This is a genomic window from Granulicella mallensis MP5ACTX8, assembly GCF_000178955.2.
GTDB lineage: Bacteria > Acidobacteriota > Terriglobia > Terriglobales > Acidobacteriaceae > Granulicella > Granulicella mallensis.
Map to the genome: position 1 here is coordinate 5,000,689 of NC_016631.1, position 17,353 is coordinate 5,018,041.

Sequence of the window (17,353 nt, forward strand, 5' to 3'; positions counted from 1 at the left end):
TCAGGGCTGTTGCGGCGTAGCAGCAGCTCCCGGCTTCAGCTCCTGCGCCGAAGGTGTCGTGCCAGGCGAGAAGCGATCGGGATGCAGCGGAGGCTGCGTTCTCGGCAATCCCGAGTTCGGAACACCCGGAACGCCGCCAATCTGATCGGACGGCTTCGGAGCATCACCCGGCTTCGCTGCCGGGGTATCGGCATTCAGGCTCGGCAGCTTCTCGGAGATGATGTCCGCCGCACGCTTGTTCTCTTCCGACACCGCATCGGCAATCGCTGCATCCTGCTGCGCCGCAGCCGGCATGGTGGTGGCCGTCCCGGTAATGATCAGGACCTCCTCCAACCGCAGGAGGTTTGCCGCCGGATGCACGACGATCTCCGTATACGGCAGATGCAGAGGATCGGACGCGATGGATTCGATGACTCCAACCGTCAATCCGCGCGGAAACACCTGGTCTCCGCCCGACGTGATGATCTTTTCACCCGGCTTGATACGTGAATCCGCCGTCAGATTATCAATCTGCACATTGCCGGTCGGCGTTCCACGAAGAATAGCGCGAATGCGGGTCGATTCCAGGAGAACGCCCGCTCCCGAGGTCGGATCACTCAACAGAAGCAACTGCGCCGTATGTGGAAACACGTCGCGCAGCTTGCCCACGACACCATCCGGTGTAATTACAGGCTGTCCAGGCTTAAGCCCTTCAGCCGAGCCCTTATCCAGATACAGCAGGCCGGAATGGTCCGTTCCGCTGGTCCCAATCACCTGGGCAGCCACGGTGCTTGTAATGTATTGCTGCTTGAAGGCGAGCAGCGCCTGCAAGCGGCGGCCCTGGGCAGCGTCTTCAGCAAACGACGCCTGCTCCTGCCGCAGCCGCGCGATCTCAAGCTGTAACGCCTGGTTCTGCTCCCGGGTGTGCCGCAGGTCGATGTAGTTCGACCAGACATGCCGCACATTCAGGCTTGAGCCATGAATCACCCGTTCGAAGGGCGTAACGATGGCAACCGACCAATACCGCAGCAGAGACATCTTCCGTCCGTCGGAGCCAACAGGGCCAGCGCCCGTTCGGGAAGGCTGCACCTGGATCGCCAGTCCTATCGTCTGAGCGAGCACGATGACGATCAACACCAGCGGGTTTTTGAATCGTACGAAGAAGGAATCCATCGGAAGGCCAACCTCATTATTTCATCGCCGAGGCTTGTTTCATCTTCGCCTATTTCGCAGCTAGGTTCCCCACAGCCAGTTGTGACCACAGAGCCCTCGCAACTCGAGCCTCGTTACTCGTAGCTGAACGCCCAAAACACGCTGGCTCCAACGCCTGAACCGGCAGAAATGCCCTATCCCATGCGATCCATCGCCGCCACTGCTACCATCGAACCCGTGCCGCTGGAACTCACAACGCCGGTTAAATACATCAAACGCATCGGCGATCGAGTAGCGGCAAATCTGGCTGAGCGCGGCGTTGAAACCGTCGAAGACCTGCTCTACCACCTGCCATTTCGCTACGAAGACCGCCTGCACCCCAAGCCGCTGTCCGGCTACCACCCCGGCGACATGGCCAGCCTGGTCGGCGAAGTGCGCGGAACGGTGCTGCTTCGAACGCGTTCCGCTCCCATCTTTGAGATGACCGTCGGCATCAAGCCCCCGCCTGCCGACAGCGAGGCAGCCATGTCCGGCCTGCTGCGTCCTCCACCCGCCGTGCTCGAAACCGTCAAGTGCATGTGGTTCCACGGAACCTACCTGCGCGACAAATTCCGCCCCGGGCAGATGATCGCGCTCTACGGCAAGTTGGAGGGATCGCGCAGCGGCAACGCCCTGAACGCCGTCCCCGGCGCCACGCAATTCAAGATGATCCAGCCCACCTTCGAGATCCTCCCCGACGCTAGCGCTACGGGCGAGGATGCGGAGTTCACCATGCTGGAGATGGGCCGCATCGTCCCGGTCTACGAATCGCTCGGCGGCAAGACCCCCTGGGGCGCCAAGCTGACCTCGCGCTGGCTGCGTCGCGTGATGTGGACCGTCTTCCGTGAACTGACAGAGTCCGACACCAAGGCTGACGAAACACTGCCCCAGGCACTGCGTCAGCGCTTAGGTCTACCGGGCCGCATGGAAGCCCTGCAGGCGCTGCACTTCCCTCCTGCGGGCACGCCCATAACCGAGCTGATGTCCGCGCGAACTCCCGCGCATCGTCGTCTCATCTTTGAGGAGTTCTGGTATCTCGAACTAGGGCTCGAGCTGAAGCGCCGCAAGCTGCGCACGCGCGCCGGTACTGCCTTTCTTACCGATGAGAAGGTCCGCGAGGCACTCAAGCAGGTGCTGCCGTTCAAACCCACATCCGCACAGAAGCGCGTACTCGGAGAGATCGTCACCGACATGCGCGCCAGCCGGCCCATGCGCCGGCTGCTGCAGGGCGACGTGGGCTCAGGCAAAACCATCGTCGCGTTACAGGCTGCGCTCGTCGCCATCGAAAACGGCTATCAGGCCGCGATGATGGCGCCTACGGAGATCCTGGCCACGCAGCATTACCTCTCCGCGCGCAAGCTGCTAGCCGACGCGATCTCACCACACACAGGCCGTCCGTATCGCGTCGCCCTGCTCACCGGATCGCTCGACGAACGGGCCAAGCGCGATGTGCGAGGACGCATCTTTCGCGGCGAAACCGATCTCGCCATCGGCACCCATGCACTCGTCGAAGAAAAGGTTGACTTCGAAAATCTTGGCCTGGTCATCGTCGATGAGCAGCATCGCTTCGGCGTGCAGCAGCGCTTCAAGCTGATGCGCAAGCCCGGAGCCAATGGCGTCGCAACCGAACCCGACGTGCTTGTAATGACCGCGACCCCCATTCCACGCACGCTCGCGCTCACCGTGTATGGCGACCTTGAAGTCAGCATCATCGACGAGCTGCCGCCCGGCCGCACGCCCATCGTGACGCGCCGCATGCCGGAAGAACGCTCCTCCGAGGTATGGAACTTCGTTCGCAAACAGATCGTGGCAGGACGGCAGGCCTACATCGTCTACCCCGTCATCGAAGGGGAAAAGGACGATCAGCCAGAGCTGGACTTTGCGCAGGACAGCAGCGAGTCAGTAAGTCAGCAAGTCAGCGAGTCAGCGGCTTTGCCTAAGAAGCAGAAGAATGGCAAGAAAGCCAGTAGCGCGCGCAAATCAGCAGACCGCGTGAAGCTTCGCTCCGCTACCGAGATGTTCGACGAGCTAAGCAGTGGAGCACTCAGCGGCATGAAGCTGGGTCTGCTCCATGGCCGCATGTCCGCCGATGACAAGGAAGTGACGATGGCCCGCTTCAAACGCGGTGAGATCGACGTGCTCATCTCGACTACCGTGATCGAAGTCGGCGTCGATGTGCCCAACGCCACGGTGATGGTGATCGAACATGCCGAGCGTTTCGGCCTCGCGCAGATGCACCAGCTTCGTGGCCGCGTGGGACGTGGAGCAGCCAAGAGTTACTGCGTATTGCTCACCGGCAGCAGCGTCTCGCCTGAGGCCGAGCAACGGCTCGATGCCATGGTACGCACGCAGAACGGTTTTGAACTGGCGGAGTTCGATCTGGAGCAACGTGGTCCCGGCGAGTTCTTCGGAACACGCCAGACCGGCCTGCCCGAGTTCCATGTCGCCAGCCTGGCTCGCGATCGCGAGTTTCTGGAACTGGCAAAATCAGAGGCCGCACATTTCGTCGAAGCGCCCGACCCCAACATTCCACGAGCTGAGATTGAGGCTGTCTGGGCCCGCCTGAAACAACAATGGCAGCGAAGGTATGGGCTCGTTGAGGCGTAAGTTCCCTTGCCAGAGACGAACTGGTGGATTACAGATTTAGACAAGTATTTATATAATCAAACATGGGCACGATCAAACCCCTCGAGTTCCTCGGTAATAGCCGCGATGATCTTCGCGAATTCCCGGTAGAGGTCCGCCGTGCCATTGGAGCAGAACTACTACGCGTTCAACTGGGCGTCATGCCCACCGATTTCAAGCCAATGCCAGCCGTTGGTAAAGGCGCCTACGAAATACGTGTCCGTCTCGATGGCGCCTGGCGTGTCCTCTACGTCGCCAAGTTCAATGAAGCTGTTTATGTGCTGCACGCATTCCAAAAGAAGACACAACAGACCGCCAAAGAAGACATTGATCTCGCGGCCAAACGTTACAAGATGATTGGAGAATGAGTTATGAAAAAGACAATTCCAGGATGGGACGATACTCGAATTACCTCAAGCTCTGGCAACATATTCGTCGATCTGGGGTTCGATGAAGCTGAAGCCCAGATCATGGCCATGCGCGTAGAACTCATGGTCAGCATAGAAAAGCACATTGCCGCGCAAGGCTGGACACAGGCCGAAGCTGCCAAACGACTGGGGATTACTCAGCCTCGTGTCTCCAAACTCAAAAAGGGAGCCTGGGACGAGTTTAGTGTGGATATGCTATTGACCTTGGCCGCACGCGCTGGTTTACATCCTGAACTACGCTTGGCAGCCTAGAGAAAAGAAAACGCGCAAGTAAGGTGCGGAAAGACTGCGCATTTTGCACTCTGTTCTCTATCCACTAGCTCGCCACTGCCATCTGCGCAGGTGCGCCCATGACGGACTGCACCTGCTTCTTCGGCCCACGCTTGCGGGCGACGAGGATTCGAATACGGTCGAGCATCTCGGCTGGAGTACATGCGCCCTTGGGTAGAAAAGCGTCTGCGGCGACCGCTCGGTCGAAGTTCGACACAGTTCCCGATACCAGGAGTGCCGGCAGGCAAGGATGCAGTTGCTTGGCCCGTCGGACCAGTTCATTGCCATCCATCTGCGACAGGATCACTTCCGACATCAGCAGGTCTACAGATCCCTGCATCGCCACCTGGAGGTATTCCAGGGCTTCGGCTGCTGTGCGCATAGCGAGAACGCGATAGCCGCGCGTTTCGAGCAAAAACTTCCGCACTGAGAGAACCTGTTCATTGTCATCCACACACAAAATCGTCTTACGAGGGCGCATTGTCGTTCCTTCTTCCGGCCGGTGGTTTCCGGCCCGAGTGTCTTGCATTCCGTTGATTCGTTCATCGCCACAGCCTGGGGCCGGACGTGTTTACCTTGGGTATCGCTACTTCGTTCCTTCGCTTCCATCAAGCCGTACATGCGTTCACGCCTGATAAAAAGGCGCAGGTTGGGGCATTCGCGCGGACAGTCACGTTTGTTGGCGTGAAGGTCTAGGCACGGTCCGCTTCTTTACGTTGACGGGGGAAGAGCGCGAGGCTCTCCTGTCCGCTTCGCGGGGCCAAAATGGCCCGAAGCAGTGCCCCGGGTCTCGAAAGCCACAAAGGCCCTCGGATCGCGGGTTTGTGAAAGAGGCCGTCTCGGCTCACCGCGCCCCGCACCCAGCGCCGCGAAAAACGGCGGCGCAGGGGTGCTGAGGCGGCAACTGGGCCGGCCTTTTTCAACACAAATTTTCAGTAAAACAGGCGAAAGTTTCTTGCCGCTGAGACATAGTCCCGATTGGCGATTTGCTGACTCTACCGGGGGGAACCTGCCGTGGCAATGGCGAATTTATAGCGAAAACGCAACAACTTCGTCATAGCGCATCCACCACTGCTATCAAACCCTGCGCTGCTATTGAGGTTTGGGGCTCTCCGCCTGTGGGAAACCAGTGGTTCAAGGCAGGAAAAACGAGCCAATTGCAACAGGAATGGTGCGCCCCGAAACATGCACGTAACGAACTTCGCCATTCTCGAGGTTCGCCTGCGCTGTGATCCGGCTGGGCCTGAGAATCTCGATTCCCTGCTCTATCACAACCGGTGCCTCTGATTGTACAAGTCCGTGCCGCACGAACCATGAGATGCAACAACCGGCAGCCGATCCTGTCGCCGGATCTTCGCCTCCGTAGAACTGCATGCGGGCCCGCCATTGCGGCCCCTCCGCCTGCCCGGTAGGAGCGACGCAGTAGAAAAACTTCGCATCGCTCTTCACGAGCCACGCCGACGCCTCGCGCTGGGAGATCTGCAACTGCCGCAACACCTCTATCGAGCGTAACGGGACGATACAGAACGCCATCCCGGTCGAGACCGTCTGCGGCTCATGCTCTGCGGACAGATCGCCCACCTGCAGCCCCAGAGCCGCTGCCACCTCCGAGCGATCATGCGTCTTCCCAAATACAGGGTCGTTCTGTTTCATCGTCGCGCGCACGCCGTGCTCTCCCTCGCGGCAAGGTTCGAACCGAACCGTAATCGGCCCCACCTTGAGGCGCAAAGTGATGCTCTCGGCTCCGCGCAGCGTCGGATGGTTGGAGTACAGCCAGGTCGCCGTGCCAAGCGTAGGATGCCCGGCAAAGGGCAATTCCTCCTCCGTGGTAAAGATCCTCACCTGGACCCCGTTGATACGTTCGTCCTCCGCGTCATCACTGGGCAGGACAAAGGTCGTTTCGGCGAGATTCGTCTCCCGCGCCAGGGCCTGCATCTCATCTCCCGAGAGCGAACGGGCATCATGAAACACGGCCAGTGGATTGCCTTCCAGCGGCTTTTCGGCAAAAACATCCATCACAGAGTATTCGAGTTTGCGGATCATACGATCAGTCTATCGAGAGACACGCTCTTCCCCTTATGCACGATTTACGGTCTTTGACATTTGACACACCCGCCCTGCCGCCGTAACTTAGAAAACAACCGCACGTGGAGCAAACCGCTCCATACTGATGCCAGTCATCAGTGGCGGTACAAGATCTGGACTCGAATGAATCTCACCGCCTCGAACTCGTCTCTCACATGCTGCTGTGGTTGCCGCTGCTGTTGCTGCGGCCCTGCGCGGGTGAGTCGATGAGCGAATCGAGACGCTAAGCTACAAACGTCAAGAAACGAACATCAAGACCCACCCAAGGCCATCGCCGGGTGGGTCTTCTGCTTTAGTGCCACCCTGAAACGGCCTTCACCAACCAGCTGCAACAACTTTCAAAGGCAGGTAAACACGATGTCTCTCCGCATCAACGATGTAGCCCCCGACTTTACCGCAGAAACCACCCAGGGCACAGTCCACTTCCACGAGTGGATCGGCGACAACTGGGCGGTGCTCTTCTCACACCCCAAGGACTTCACGCCCGTCTGCACCACTGAGCTCGGCGCGGTTGCCGCCCTGGAGACCCAGTTCGCCCAACGTGGCGCCAAGGTCATCGGCCTGTCGGTCGATCCCGTCGAGAGCCACGGCAAGTGGGCGCAGGACATCGAGGATGTAGGTGGACACAAGGTCAACTATCCGATCATCGGCGACCCCGAACTGAAGATCGCCAAGCTCTATGACATGCTGGCTGCCGAAGACGGCGATAGCTGCGAAGGCCGTACCCCCGCCAACAACGCCCCTGTACGCACGGTCTTCATCGTCGGCCCCGACAAGCGCATCAAGCTGCAGATCGCCTACCCAATGACCACCGGCCGCAACTTCGACGAGATCATCCGCGTGCTCGACTCCATGCAGCTCACCGCGAAGCACAAGGTCGCGACGCCGGCTAACTGGAAGCAGGGCGAAGATATCATCATCACCGGTGCTGTCTCCAACGAAGAAGCCGACAAGATCTTCCCGGGCTACAAGACGGTGAAGCCGTATCTGCGTACGGCGGCTCAACCTAAGTAGTCGTAGCATGTAGAATCATGCTTCTGCCCTTTGGCAGAAGCACATGAGCACCGGTGGCGAAGTGGCTAACGCGCTGGTCTGCAAAACCAGTATTCATGGGTTCGACCCCCATCCGGTGCTCCATAAAATCAAACACAAAGCGAGTCCACTTCGGACTCGCTTTGTTGTCTGTGGGCAAAATTGTGGGTTCCGTTTTCTTCCGGCTCCTGCGATTTATTTACAGCTCGCAGGACTTGCACAAATCTCCTGCTCGTCTGGTTAGTCTTTACCTGCTGATACGAAGAGCGAACTGCGCTACACGAGGGTCCGTAGTCGTAGTGGTGATGCTGCCGAAAGCGGCGGATCCAAAGCTGCCGTTGGGCTGGCCGAAGGCCGGAGTGTTGGTAATGTTGAAGACCTCCGCACGAAACTCCATATCGAACTTCTCAACGAGGCGAGTGCGCTTGACCAAAGCCAGGTCGAGATCCCGGTAGGCTGGGCCGCGCACCGGATTGCGAGAGGCTGTGCCAATAACGAACTGCGGCGCGGTGGCAAAAGCTGCGGTATTGAAGAAGTGGGCTGGAATGCGCTTGCCGGCGGGCAGATTAGGCTTGGCAACGATGTTGGGGCGCTGGAGAGCGAAACCGGCGAAGGCGTTGTTATTCGTCGCCTGAGTGACGGTGACCGGCATTCCGGACTGTAACGAGACGATGGCATTGAGGCTCCAGCCGCCGAGCAGCATGTTGCCAATACCGGTGGAGGCGACGCGATGGTTGCGACCAGCTGGCAGTTCATAGATTCCGCTGAAGGAGAGGACGTTGGGCATATCACCGTTGGAAGAGTCGCGCTCCAAATAGGGGCGAAAGGTGTCAGCGGCGATCAGCGAGCTGGTATTAGGCGAGGAGAGGACCGTGGAAGAAAAGACGGACGACGCCTGGTCGATAAGTTTGGAGTGGGTGTAAGCGAACAGAAGGTAGATGCCGTGATTGAGGCGCTGCTCGATTTTGGCTTCGATGGCGTTGTAGGTTGTGGAGCCGTTGTTGTTGCGATAGGTAGCTACGTTCTGAAAGCGGGGGTAGGGCTTGAGCAACTGCGCCGCAGCTACAGTTTTAGTGTTGAGGGAACTGGATGCGGGAAGCTGTCCGAAGTAAGGGTTCGCAACCTGCTTGAGCAGAGAGGAACCCTGGGCGAGTTGAGCACTGGTGAGTTGATTCAGATTGGAGTCAGGCTGCCCGACGTGAACAACGTGCGAGCCGACATAGGAGATATCGGCAGAGAGGTTGCTGGTGATGGCCCGCTGCACGGCGAAGTTCCACTGCTCGACATATCCGGAGCCTGCAGTGCGATTAGCCGTGTAGACGCTCTGGCCAAGGCCAGCGTTGGGAGTGAACGGAATGGGCGCGACCGAGGGTCCTTTTGAGAGTGCGAAGGCTGAGTTGACGCTATCCTGCGTCTTCTGCGTCACGCTTTGGATGAAAGGAAACTGCGGGGTGGTGAAGGGCGTAGTGATTCCGGATTGATCGATGAAGACAATGCCGAAGCCGGCTCGGGCGACAGTCTTCGGGTCCGCCTGGAAGGTAAAACCGATGCGCGGCGCGAAGTTACCGTAGTGAAGCTCGCGTGCGCTGCGGGAGAAGCCGTTGACGCCAAGATAATCAAGCTGCTGGGTGGCCAGGTTGAAAACCGCTCCCTGGTTGTTCTTCTCGGTGGAGGGATGGTGGAGCGTCCAGCGTACCCCCAGATTGAAGGTGAGGCTATTGGAGGCCTTCCAATCATCCTGGACAAAGAACTCCTCTATGTAGTCGCGTGGACGGATCTTGTTCGACTGGAGATCAATCTGGAAGGTGTCGACCTGGCCGAGGAGGAAGCTGGCGACAGCATTGCCGCTGTTGGTGACGCCCTGCTGATTAGTGCCAGTAGTCGTAAAGGCGAAGGAGCCGGTGGGATTGGGCGGCGATACGGTGTTGAGTTGATACCAGCGGAAGTCGAGACCGGCTTTGATCGCGTGAGCTCCGTGCGTGTAAACGGCCGTATCGACCAACTGCCATACGGCCGTCTGAAAATTGGCAAAGGTGCTGGCGGAGGGACCAAGCTGCTGAAAACCGGTGAGAGTGAAGAGCGGCAAAGCATTGTTGAAGGCAGCGTTAGTGGGGATGCCGGGAATGCCGAGTGCCGCGGAAGCGGTGCTGCCGAGAACAGGGCCAAGGATGTTATTGCTCCGGCGGGTGTAGCCACCAGTAGCATTGTTGACAAGCCGTGCGGAGAAGATATGGGTCTCATTAAGGACAGCCTGTTGGCCAAGGACGTTCGAGAGGCCAGGGACCGCACCAGTCCCAAGAGCGGAACCGCTAATGAGACCACCGCCATCAGGCAGCGGAGTGACGGGCTGTTCGACCTCGTTGTAGTAGGAGTAGCGACCGAAGGCGCGGTCTCGTGTGCCATAGGCACCGTCGATGCGGATGTCGAACTGGTTCTGATGGTCGGCATCATTGGCGGTGCGGCTATAGTTGTTTGCCGCAGCGGTAAGGTTCGTGGGTATCGGAAAGCGGTTGAGGAGCGCGAGGGCTGCGGCGTCGAACGGCGTATTGATGACGTCGTTGGGAAACTCCTGACGAACGTTGACGCCGCCAACGACAGTGGTGGTAGCCGGGTTGTAGATCTTCGAGACTCCGGTAAAAACTCCCTTGCGCTCATTGAGCGTAGGGATGCTTGAAGTCAGCGTGCGTCCGATGAGCTGCTTAACACCCTGGTAGTCGGCGAAAAAGAAGAGACGATCATGCAGGACGGGTGCCCCAAGGGTCGCGCCGTAGAGATTGCGGCGATACTCGGGCTTGCGGCCCGCAGGAGCAAAGTAGTTGCGGGCGTTGAGATCTTCATTGCGCAGGAATTCGAAGAGGCTGCCATGGATCTCATTGGAACCGGAACGCGTGGCGACATTCACGACACCGCCATTGAAGCGGCCAAACTCAGCGGGGACGTTGTTGGCCTCGATGGTGAACTCCTGAATATCGTCGAGGATAGGAAAGAAGGCGACCTGACCGGGCTCAGGCTGCAAAGCGGAGATACCGTCGTAAATGTACTCATTGGTGCGGGGACGGCCGCCGTTGATGCGGGGCAGGAGGGTACCAGGAGGCAACTCAACACCAGGAATAAGCGTAGAGAGCTGGATGAAGTTGCGGGTGTTTAGCGGCATCGCAATGAGAGTGGCGCCGGGGATATTGGTTTGGATGTTGCTGGTCTCGGTCTGGAGTAGCGGAGCCGCCGAGCTAACGTCAATGGTCTGTTGGCTGCTGCCCAGGGTAAGGGTTAGATCTACTCCGACGGTCTGGCCGACAATCACAGTGATGCCGGTGCGATGCAGTGTCTCGAAGCCGGGAGCAGTGACGTCGATGCCATAGGAACCGGGATTGAGGTGAATGAAGAGATAGTCGCCTGAACTGGAGGTAAGCGTCTCCTGATGGACGCGAGTTGAGGACTCAATCAGTTCGAGGTGAGCGTTGGGAATAGCAGCGCCGGAAGGATCGAGGACCCGGCCGCGAAGATCGGCGGCGATCTGAGCGTACGTAATGGAACCGGAAAGTAGAGCAAACAGAACGGCTGAAGAGAAAAGACGAGGCATCTTCACAATGGGACACTCCTGAGCACAACTCGGGTAAGGTCCAGCAATTGGCACTTCTTTTGAACGAAGTCGGCAGACGCTGACGTGTTCGGTTAAATGTCATGTAGCTTTGCGATACGAATTTATTCGTTTAAAATCGCCACGTCAACGACGTGGCCACAACCGACAGGAATATTGTCACTATGGTGTCTTCGCTTCAAAGGTATTGAGGAGATCGCTTGAAGGAAACCCATTTCATCCCTGGCGGAACTTTCCACAGCTTTGACAACCACTCGGTCGTGTTCCCTTCATCCTCAGTCGCAGCTACTTCAGCGGGCGGTGATACTTCTCTGCAATGACGCCGGCTTGAATTTCTGCCCACAAACAAATCGGCCTGCCATGCAGAGCATGGCAGGCCGGTCGAATTCTACTATTTGCGAAACGTTTCTTCCCAGATATTAGAAATCGACGCGAAGCGCCACCTGACCGGTACGGTTCCCAGCATTGTTCGAGCTCTGTACCGATGTCAGCACACCAAAGGTACTGGGGCTGCTCACATCTGTAGCCGGGATAGCGAAGTTAGCGCGATTAATAATATTGGTGAAGGTAGATTCAAAACGCATCTGTATTCCCTGATGAATATTGAACACCTTGGCCAAACCGCCCGCTACCGCAACGGTCCCGGGACCTTCCAGAGAGCCAACTCCAGCGTTCCCTGTTTGACCGGGAGCTGTCGTTGTCGTGAAGGCGTTGATGTTGAAGTAGTTGGAAACACTGCGGTGGGCGGGCTTAGTAGAGACCCCTGCAACCCGGTCTGGACGCGCGATGGTGCCACGCTGTGCAATGCCAACACCCGACGTATCGTTGGTAGGACTCATCGTCGGCGTCAGCCAGGGTCCGGTTTGCAGAAGCGAGATCGTATTCAGATTCCAGCCACCCAGCACCGCATCCAGAATGCGGCTGTTACCGCCCCACGCTCGTCCTTTGCCGTACGGCAGCTCGTAGGTTCCGGTCATTAGTAACCGCTGGCGTGGTGTGCCTTCTGCATTGCCGCGAAGCGCCTTTATATGGAAGCGATCCGAGACGGCAAAGCCATAGTAGCTCTCGATAGCGAAGCTGGTAGGGGCATCGCCTTGCACATCGCTGAGGCTCTTGGTCCAGCTATAGTCTCCCTGGAAGATCAAACCATGTGACAGACGATGCGTCACTCCTAACTGCAGCGAGTGATACGAGGTAGAACCCAAATTTGCCGATTGGAAGATCTCCGACCAATTCTGAAATGGCGCACGAGGATCAACCCAGCCGCCACTCGGAACGTTATAGCCCTGAGTGTTTTCTGGAATCTGGTTCAGGTCGATCGTTACATTCTGCCGGTGTCCTTCCATCCCGACATAGCTGACGCGAGCGGCAGTCGAAGCCGTAATCTCTCGCTCTACCGTCAGGTTCCATTGAATGACCTGGGGGTCACGGTAGTTAGGAGCGTCGCCCTGCTCCAATTCACCGCCGCCATACTGCACGGATTGGCTCAGGGTCGAGGCCAGGGGAAACTGGAACTGAGGTGTTCCATTGTTGTTGTTCTGATAGGTATGGACCGAAGCCGTCGGATTGCTGGACATATTGAAGGCCAATGGTCCGAGGTTGCTCACCGTGAAGACACCGAATCCAGCACGGACCACCGTCTTGTTATCCGAAAAAGGGCGATAGGCTATGCCGATACGGGGGTCAAAGTTGTACTTATAGTTCTGCCTTAGGCTCTGTGGGATATGAGCCTGGCTCGCCGTCTCGAAATTCGAACATGCCAGATTCGGATTCCGGCCCGGAAGCGTGCACGAGTTGAAGGATTGCAGAAAAGCAGGAACTGCTCCAATACCATTCGCCAACCTATCCGGAATCACCACCGAATTCGTATCGGTAAGGAAGTTAGCCATATTGCCGAGTTGGTCCTGAAAGCCAGGAAGATATTCGTAGCGCAGACCGGCATTCAGAGTCAGATGGCTATTAATCTCCCACTGGTCCTGGCCGTAGAAACCATACTGGTGTGCCGTTCCATCATCACGCGGCCCTGTAACGGCAAAGTAGGTAATGTTGGGTAGCCCGAGCAGTAGGTCGCCGAAAGAGTTTCCGGTAAATACATTTTGGTTGAAGGTAAAGAGGCCGAAGTCATCGGAAGCTGTCTCTAGCGACGGGGTAACGTAGTTGACGATACGGTAATCAACGCCCGCGCGAATGGTGTGGTGTCCCCTGCTGATGGTGATATTGTCCGTCAGTTGTTTCGTGTTCGATTGCTGCACACCGGTAATATCTCGTCCGATGGTAGAAAATCCTGTTCCGTCAGAGAAGTTAATCGTTGGGAATCCTCCCTGCGTGGGATGGTTGGTCGTGTTGATCTGCCCTGGTGCGGCACCTGTCGCAAAACCCAGTTGATTCAATGCCTGCGTACCAGTGATCGGAAAATCAGGATCGATCAGAGAGTGCGTAAATCCGAACCGAAACTCATTCACCATCCGCGGAGTGATCGAGTAATTGTGTGAGATCAAAAAGCTGCGGTCATGTTCTATATCGATATCGTCCGGCAGCAGTTGATTGAACACATTGGTCTGCAGATTCTTCCAGCTGATACGGGCATAGATCTGCTGCTTGCTATTGATGTTCTGATCGATGCGCGCATCGAATCCATTACTATTGCCAGGGATTGGAACCAGAGCCTGGTAGTTATAACCCAAGGTGGCGCCATCGAGACCAGGCGTCGGCAGCGGGTAATAGTTATTCAGCAGTGATGTAGCCACCGGGCTGATGCACTGGGTGGGAATCATGTTATTCGCAAAGCTGCTGCCAGCGCATGCAGAACCCGCAGGAAGAGGGTTCGTGAGCGTACCGCTCGCATTTCCGGCAACAAGACCACTCAGATCTCCAGCGCGTTGAGCAGCCGTTGGAACCAGCAGAAACTCAGGAGTAGAGGTGCTCCGGCGGTTGCCTTCATAATCCACGAAGAAGAAGGTTTTGTCTTTGCCATTGTAGAGACGTGGAATGGTGACTGGCCCACTGAAGCTGCCGCCAAAGTCGTTATAGCGCTTAGGGGCCTTCGTGCCAAAGCCGTAGACATCCGCATCCAGGGCATCGTTCTGCAGGTATTCGAATACGCTGCCGTGGAAGGTATTGGAACCACCCTTGGTAGTAAAGGTAATATCACCTACCTGGGCAAACTCGGCGCTATTGTTGAAGTCTGTAGCTTTGACTTCAGCGATATTCTCCATCGACGGATAAGCATTCTTCAAGGCTCCGTTGTGAAAGATATCTGCAGTCGAGATGCCATCAACCGAATAGTTCACCATGTCCGCAGTGGCACCAGCCAGTGCGATATTTCCCTGGTTGTCCTGCTGCACATTCGGCAAGAGAGAGAGCGATGAAAGTGGGCTGGACGTCGAAGCGCGGGAGTTCAGCGGCAACTGAACCATGGCCGAATTATCCTTCGAGGAATCGAGTGTTGCCTTGTCCGTGCTGATCATGGTGGCAGTGGCTGAGACCTCGACCGTCTGTTGCTGACTCGGAAGATTCATTACGACACTGACACGCGCAGTCTGCCGCGGCGCGAGATCAAAAGCTGCAACCTGGGTGTTGGCAAAACCGGAAGCCTGGGAAGCAACCGAGTACCGGCCCGGCTTGAGGTTTACGAATTCAAAACTTCCGCTGGAACTCGAAGTCGTCGTGCGGTCGCTATTGTCATCCTGGCTGTGCAGCGTTACGGCAGCGCCAGGGATGACAGCCTGGGTTGCATCCTGCACTGTTCCAACAACGCTTCCAAAGGTTGATTGGGCTCGGGCTGATGCGATCGAGAAGACCGCGAGCAACAATGCGGTCCATACCATCGTCGACGTATTAGAAACTACAGCCGTGCGTTGCGGCTCGTTAAGAACATGGGCGTTGCGTTTCGCTGTCCGATGAGGCGTTCCATCTTTTCCCTTCTGCACGAAGTGGCGAAGCACCCGCAAAAGACAAAACACACTAAACGTTGCGACAACTGGCAAAAGAAGAAGAACTATTGAAGATATTTCCATTGTAATTACCGTCCTTTGAGACAGAACGATTACAACGTGGAACAGCCTTACGAGATCAAAAAAAGTTCATATGAAAGTCATATGGAAGCTCGTTCAAACAATATGCTTTGGCATTAACCTTCGACGCCGTACCTTCAATACACTGGTAATGCAATGTCGAGTCTTTTAAAAGCACTCCGGAGTACGGAAGCCTTTCTTCTTCAGCGAAAAAGCAGGCGTGCTGCAGCCTCGGTCGGTTTTATTGCAGTGCTTGTATTGCTTCTCGCTCCCCTGCAGAGCAGGGTGAATACAACCACCATCGGGTTTGCGCTGCTCCTCGGCGTTCTCTTTACAGCCATTCGCATGGGAAGCCGCCCGGCACTGGCTGCCTCTGTGGTTGCAATGCTTGGCTACAATTTCTTCTTCCTGCCTCCCATCCTGCGACTCACGATTGAAGATCCACAAAACTGGGTTGCGCTCGTTGCCTTCTCCATTACAGCAGTTGTTACGGGCCAGCTTTCCGCCAGCGCCAAGGAGAGAGCGATCGAGGCACTGGCAGCGAAAGAGGAGATCGAACGTCTCTATTCGGAGTTACAGATAGCCTTTGAAAATGCGAGTCAGGCCGAGGCCATTAAAAGAAGTGACCTGATGAAGTCAGCTCTTCTCGATGCTGTCACTCATGATCTTCGTACACCCCTTACCTCTATCCGGGCAGCGGCCACTACCTTACGCAAGGCACAGCGCTCGGGACAGACACTCGAACCAGACCTCAGAGAAGAACTCATTGCCCTCGTGGATGAAGAGAGCTCTCACCTCGATCAGATCATCAGCGGCTTTGTGGAATTGGCAAGGATCGAAGCAGGCGATTTACTGCTTAAAACTACTTGGAGCCTGCTGCAGGATGTAGTCCAGGCCGCCATTAGAAGAGCTCAGAGCCTTCTTACAAAACACACTGTCGCAATCCGCATTCCAGAGAGTCTTCCTCTGATGCACATCGATGTGAGAGCGCTGGCTGAGGTTCTATATACCCTGCTGGACAACGCGCGAAAATACTCTCCTGATTCGTCCACGATTACGATCAGCGCTTGCACCGTTGGCGGCGATGTAGAGGTCTCAGTGGAAGACCAGGGTAAGGGCTTTCACAGCGAAGATGTTCCACGTGTGTTCGACAAGTTTTATCGAGGGAAGGATGTCAGCAATTCGAGGTCGAATAGTCCGGGCGGATTAGGAATCGGACTATCGATTGCAAAGGCTCTTGTAGAAGCGCATCGTGGCCGAATATGGGTATCCAACAGCCCTTCGTCCTCGGGCGCAATCGTTACGTTTCAGATACCCATCCGAGAGGACTAAGAATGATGGACCAAGAGAGTCATGCTTCTCTGCAGCATAAAAAAATACTTGTAATCGACGATGAGCCATCGATCACGAGGGCTCTGCGCGCAAGCTTTCTCGCCAATGGCTATGACGTTCGAACAGCCCATGATGGAATCGCCGGTCTGCATGTATTGGAAGACTGGGGACCGGACCTGGTCGTAACAGATCTCGCCATGCCCGATATGGATGGAATTGAAATTTGCAGACAAGTCAGGTCGAAGTCCTCCATACCGATCATCCTGCTTTCCGTACGCGACGATACGGAGTCGAAGATCCGGGCTCTCGACGCAGGCGCAGACGATTACGTCACGAAGCCGTTCAGCATCGATGAGCTTCTTGCCAGGGTCCGGACCGCGCTTCGCCGGCTGGAACTCGTGCGGAGACTTACAGCACAATCTCCTCCAGGAGAGGAGATTCTTCGTGCAGGAGAGTTCACCGTCAACACACTGAATCGGCAAGTTACTGTTCAGGGACGTGAAGTACGACTGACGCCAAGAGAATTTGAACTGCTCCTGTTCTTTTTACGAAATGCGGATCGTGTCATCACCCATTCAGCCATCATCAAGTCGATCTGGGGTCCGCACAGCACACATCAACCCGAATATCTACGAGTGCTCGTTTCGGCGCTTCGCAAGAAGATCGAGCCTGACCCACTGCATCCCTGTTTTCTCTTAACGGACCCGTGGGTCGGATACAGGCTGACTCCCACGGAAGAGGATCCCTCCCAGCTATAGGTTGAATGTTTGCATTAACGAGAACGAGCGTTGCTTCTATAT

General features: G+C 56.6%; 11 protein-coding genes and 1 tRNA gene. 7 read left to right on the forward strand and 5 right to left on the reverse strand.

The genetic code is table 11. From position 1 onward, the window contains the following. Positions 1-1,152 (reverse strand): rod shape-determining protein MreC, encoded by a 1,152-nt coding sequence (mreC, locus tag ACIX8_RS19535; RefSeq protein ID WP_014267111.1) that lies wholly within the window; start codon positions 1,150-1,152, stop codon positions 1-3. 180 nt (positions 1,153-1,332) lie between these two features. Here mreC and recG point away from each other — a divergent pair, with 180 nt between their 5' ends. The 3 genes from recG (at position 1,333) to ACIX8_RS19550 (ending at position 4,475) form a co-directional block, all read left to right on the forward strand. Beyond that, positions 1,333-3,777 (forward strand): ATP-dependent DNA helicase RecG, encoded by a 2,445-nt coding sequence (gene recG / locus ACIX8_RS19540; RefSeq protein ID WP_150110678.1) that lies wholly within the window; start codon positions 1,333-1,335, stop codon positions 3,775-3,777. 62 nt (positions 3,778-3,839) lie between these two features. Beyond that, positions 3,840-4,163 carry a type II toxin-antitoxin system RelE/ParE family toxin gene (locus tag ACIX8_RS19545; protein WP_014267113.1) on the forward strand — a complete coding sequence of 108 codons (324 nt, stop codon included), beginning with the start codon at positions 3,840-3,842 and terminating at the stop codon, positions 4,161-4,163. Positions 4,164-4,166: 3 nt separating this feature from the next. Continuing rightward, entirely contained in the window at positions 4,167-4,475 is a 309-nt protein-coding gene (locus ACIX8_RS19550) for a helix-turn-helix domain-containing protein (protein WP_014267114.1), read from the forward strand. Between the two features lie 64 nt (positions 4,476-4,539). On the opposite strand, the gene ACIX8_RS19555 is transcribed toward ACIX8_RS19550, so the two are convergent. Both ACIX8_RS19555 and ACIX8_RS19560 read right to left on the reverse strand, forming a co-directional pair. Beyond that, on the reverse strand, positions 4,540-4,974 hold the full coding sequence (locus ACIX8_RS19555; RefSeq protein ID WP_014267115.1) for a response regulator: 435 nt from the start codon (positions 4,972-4,974) through the stop codon (positions 4,540-4,542). Between the two features lie 653 nt (positions 4,975-5,627). Next, positions 5,628-6,536 (reverse strand): PhzF family phenazine biosynthesis protein, encoded by a 909-nt coding sequence (locus ACIX8_RS19560; protein ID WP_014267116.1) that lies wholly within the window; start codon positions 6,534-6,536, stop codon positions 5,628-5,630. A gap of 399 nt (positions 6,537-6,935) precedes the next feature. Here ACIX8_RS19560 and ACIX8_RS19565 point away from each other — a divergent pair, with 399 nt between their 5' ends. After that, a complete protein-coding gene (locus ACIX8_RS19565) occupies positions 6,936-7,592 on the forward strand; it encodes a peroxiredoxin (protein WP_014267117.1) in 657 nt (218 codons plus the stop codon). A 47-nt stretch (positions 7,593-7,639) separates the two neighbouring features. Continuing rightward, positions 7,640-7,715 (forward strand) — tRNA-Cys (locus ACIX8_RS19570). Positions 7,716-7,857: 142 nt separating this feature from the next. On the opposite strand, the gene ACIX8_RS19575 is transcribed toward ACIX8_RS19570, so the two are convergent. Both ACIX8_RS19575 and ACIX8_RS19580 read right to left on the reverse strand, forming a co-directional pair. Next, entirely contained in the window at positions 7,858-11,190 is a 3,333-nt protein-coding gene (locus tag ACIX8_RS19575) for a TonB-dependent receptor (RefSeq protein WP_044179183.1), read from the reverse strand. A gap of 437 nt (positions 11,191-11,627) precedes the next feature. After that, a complete protein-coding gene (locus ACIX8_RS19580) occupies positions 11,628-15,137 on the reverse strand; it encodes a TonB-dependent receptor (protein ID WP_223295390.1) in 3,510 nt (1,169 codons plus the stop codon). 240 nt (positions 15,138-15,377) lie between these two features. Between ACIX8_RS19580 and ACIX8_RS19585 the strand changes: the two genes are divergently transcribed. Beyond that, positions 15,378-16,553, forward strand: coding sequence for a sensor histidine kinase (locus ACIX8_RS19585; protein ID WP_014267120.1), 1,176 nt, complete (start codon positions 15,378-15,380; stop codon positions 16,551-16,553). Between the two features lie 2 nt (positions 16,554-16,555). Next, on the forward strand, positions 16,556-17,311 hold the full coding sequence (locus ACIX8_RS19590; RefSeq protein ID WP_014267121.1) for a response regulator transcription factor: 756 nt from the start codon (positions 16,556-16,558) through the stop codon (positions 17,309-17,311). Positions 17,312-17,353: the final 42 nt, after the last annotated feature.

What these genes read in the sequence shown, in the direction of transcription:
- mreC (WP_014267111.1), bottom strand. Translation starts at nt 1,152, where the DNA reads ATGGATTCCTTCTTCGTACGATTCAAAAACCCGCTGGTGTTGATCGTC.
- recG (WP_150110678.1), top strand. Translation starts at nt 1,333, where the DNA reads ATGCGATCCATCGCCGCCACTGCTACCATCGAACCCGTGCCGCTGGAA.
- ACIX8_RS19545 (WP_014267113.1), top strand. Translation starts at nt 3,840, where the DNA reads ATGGGCACGATCAAACCCCTCGAGTTCCTCGGTAATAGCCGCGATGAT.
- ACIX8_RS19550 (WP_014267114.1), top strand. Translation starts at nt 4,167, where the DNA reads ATGAAAAAGACAATTCCAGGATGGGACGATACTCGAATTACCTCAAGC.
- ACIX8_RS19555 (WP_014267115.1), bottom strand. Translation starts at nt 4,974, where the DNA reads ATGCGCCCTCGTAAGACGATTTTGTGTGTGGATGACAATGAACAGGTT.
- ACIX8_RS19560 (WP_014267116.1), bottom strand. Translation starts at nt 6,536, where the DNA reads ATGATCCGCAAACTCGAATACTCTGTGATGGATGTTTTTGCCGAAAAG.
- ACIX8_RS19565 (WP_014267117.1), top strand. Translation starts at nt 6,936, where the DNA reads ATGTCTCTCCGCATCAACGATGTAGCCCCCGACTTTACCGCAGAAACC.
- ACIX8_RS19575 (WP_044179183.1), bottom strand. Translation starts at nt 11,190, where the DNA reads ATGCCTCGTCTTTTCTCTTCAGCCGTTCTGTTTGCTCTACTTTCCGGT.
- ACIX8_RS19585 (WP_014267120.1), top strand. Translation starts at nt 15,378, where the DNA reads ATGTCGAGTCTTTTAAAAGCACTCCGGAGTACGGAAGCCTTTCTTCTT.
- ACIX8_RS19590 (WP_014267121.1), top strand. Translation starts at nt 16,556, where the DNA reads ATGATGGACCAAGAGAGTCATGCTTCTCTGCAGCATAAAAAAATACTT.